Origin of the sequence: Rhodococcus sp. 06-221-2 (genome assembly GCF_002258365.1) — a bacterium.
Taxonomy (GTDB): Bacteria; Actinomycetota; Actinomycetes; order Mycobacteriales; family Mycobacteriaceae; genus Rhodococcoides; species Rhodococcoides fascians.
In genome coordinates, this window is sequence record NZ_NOYJ01000001.1 from 1 (window position 1) to 2,535 (window position 2,535).

Annotated in this window: 1 protein-coding gene; it reads right to left on the bottom strand. The window is 60.7% G+C overall.

Features of this window, described 5'->3' with window-relative positions:
* Positions 1-2,523: non-ribosomal peptide synthetase (locus tag CH281_RS00005; RefSeq protein ID WP_254924357.1), on the bottom strand; the 2,523-nt coding region annotated here is incomplete at its 3' end.
* Positions 2,524-2,535: the final 12 nt, after the last annotated feature.

Consider the following 2,535-nt stretch of genomic DNA (forward strand, 5'->3'; position numbering starts at 1 on the left):
CCGCAAACCGGAATCCAACACAAACAACGCATCACCCGGCACCGGCGTACCGATAGGAGCTCCATGACCAGGCTTCATGGGCGCACTCATAGAGGCGTAGAACGTCTCTGTCTCCCCGTAGCCATTGATCATTTCTCGGCCTGAAGCCCACCGATCGACAAGTTCGGGCGAGCATGCCTCACCCCCCACAAAAATGGTCCTTACTTGATCTATTCCCTCGGGCGAGAGCATCTCGAGTGCGGACGGGGTCTGGTTGACGGTGGTGACCTGCTCGTCTACCAGGATTCGGTGAAAGTCCGTTGCGGAGCGGGCGGCATGCTCAGGGATGATCACCAAGCGGCCGCCGTGCAGCAGAGCGCCCCACATCTCCCACACCGACACATCGAACGAGTACGAATGGAACATCGACCACACCTGATCTGGGGAATGTTTGAAAGCATGTTCCGAAGCTGCGTAGGTCTGGGTGACGTTCGTTTGTGTGATGCCGACGCCTTTGGGTGTGCCTGTCGTTCCTGAGGTGTAGATGATGTACGCGAGGAGGTCAGCATTCGGCACCGGCAACGTCGTCGTCGGCTGTTCAGCGACCTTGGGATCCTCGACATCTATCAGTGGGACCCCGGACTTACTGACGCGACCAGCGAGGCTCACCGTGGTCAAAATCGCGGCCGGCGCAGCGTCTTGTAGAACGAATGCCAGGCGCTCGTCAGGGGTGTTGATGTCGATCGGCAAGTAAGCAGAACCCAGCTTCAGCACCGAAAGTATGGCTATCACAGTGTGTTCCGAACGTGGCAGCAACAGTGCAACAACGTCCTCTACTCCCACCCCACGCCCAGCCAACAAATGAGCCAACTGCGTCGATGTGTCGTCCAACTCCTGATACGTCCACGACCGACCCTCGAACACCACCGCTATGACGTCCGGCCGCACCCTCACCTGCTCGGCGAACAACTCCGGAATCGCGGGGTCCACGATCGATTCATTTAGCACTGACCGCGCTCCGAGGGCGTCCAGCTGCGTCAGTTCTCTCTCGTCAAGCAAGTCGATTGACGCCACCGAGCGGTCCGTGCCGGCGAGCATCGTCGTGAGCACCCGCTGCCAGCGGGTAACAAGTTGTTTTACAGTTTCGGCGTCATAGACGTCGGTGCGGTACTCGACCAGACCCCCAATGCCTATGGGACGGCCGGAGTTGTCGAACCGCTCACGCAGGCTGAAAGTCAAGTCCATTCGAGCGGTCAAGGTGTCCGTGCGCTGCGGGGAAATGTCGAGACCTGGCAGAGACAGATCGGGCAGGGTGACGTTTTGCCAGGCGAACAGGATTTGGATCAACGGATGGTGAGCCTGCGTACGGACCGGATTGAGGCGCTCGACAAGCGCATCGAACGGCACATCTTGGTTCGCGAACGCGTCCAGGCTCCGCTCCCGTACCTCCTCCAACAAATCACCGAAGTTCATCTCGGCTGAAACCCGCGTACGCAACACCAGCGTGTTGACGAAAAACCCGACCATGCCGTCAAACTCGGTTCGCCCCCGCCCCGCCGTCGGCACCCCGAACGCCACATCCGCGCTCCCGCTCAAACGCGCCAACAGCACCGAAAGCGCCGCCGACATCACCATGAACGTCGTCGCATTGCGTTCCCGCGCCACAACCCGCACGAGTTCCTGCAGTTCGGCGGGCCATTCGACGACGACTTGGCCGCCCTGATGGTTGGCGACGGCGGGGTAAGGCCGGTCCGTGGGAAGCTCCAGCAGTCCCGCGTATCCAGCGAGGTTCCGCTCCCAGAAAACTGTTTGTCGACCAGATCGGGTATTAGGATCGTCGGCCTCGCCGAGGAGCTTGTGCTGCCAGATTGTGAAGTCGGCGTACTGAACGGGCAACGGCTCCCAGCCTGGCTCCGTCCGGGTGGTGCGGGCCTGATATGCGGTAGTCAGGTCGCGAACCAGCGGCGAGAGAGATGATCCGTCGGCGGCGATGTGGTGCATTGCCAGGGCCAGATGGTGTTCCGTGGTCGAGACTGCGAAAAGCCTTGCACGAAAGGGAATCTCGGTTTCTAAGTCGAAGGCGTGGCGGGTGACAATACCGACCGCCTCATCCAACTGTTGATCGGTCCAGTTGGTGGCGTCGATGACTTTGCAGGCGACAAGCCCTTCAGAGGCATCGAGAATGCACTGCTCGGGCACGCCAGCCGTAGCGGGAAACACTGTGCGAACACTCTCGTGCCGGGCTACGACATCGGCAACCGCCAGGGTCAGCGCGTCGACGTCGAGTAGACCGATTAGGCGTAGTACCAGAGGGATGTTGTATGTCGCCGATGGTCCCTCTAGCTGATGGATGAACCACAACCGACGCTGGGCGAACGACAGCGGCAACTGGGCCGGACGCGCATATGGCTCCCAGATTTGCCTGGTGCCCGACTGTCCTCCACCCACCACACGAGCCAGGCCCGCTACGGTGGGGGCTTCCATGAGTGCACGGACGCTGATTTCACAGTCGAAGGTTTCCTGCACGGCGGCTACGACACGCATCGCAGAGAGCGA